Raw genomic sequence first — 359 nt, 5'->3', positions numbered from 1 at the left:
GTAAACATCATTTCTTATAACAAAATGGGAGGAGCGGTACTTGATTCCTTTAAAAGAATCACTGATAGCATTTTTCTGGATTTTATCCAAAAAAACAGATCTAAATTTGGGACAGACACTGGCATTTTGCAGAAAGCATTCCGCCTGGGAGACTCTCTAGTTATTAAAGATCTCGAATTTGTAAAACTATATCCTGATTTATTTATATCATTCTGGACCTTCTCACATCGGATTGTCTATGGCAGAATTTTAGAACCTGACACCCTGCTGCAATTTTATAACACTGTTTTGAGGGATAGGTATAAAAAATTCAAGGCGTCCGAATTCCTGGTCAGCCTTATTAGAAATAAAATAGCACT

At 35.7% G+C, this 359-nt stretch carries 1 protein-coding gene; it reads left to right on the top strand.

Annotation, left to right across the window (positions count from 1 at the left end):
* The coding region (locus A3860_RS41610; protein WP_216823411.1) for a hypothetical protein at positions 1–359 on the top strand (359 nt) is incomplete at both ends.

It is taken from the genome of Niastella vici (genome assembly GCF_002077945.1).
Classification (GTDB): Bacteria; Bacteroidota; Bacteroidia; order Chitinophagales; family Chitinophagaceae; genus Niastella; species Niastella vici.
This window is presented reverse-complemented; position numbering and strand designations above follow the sequence as displayed.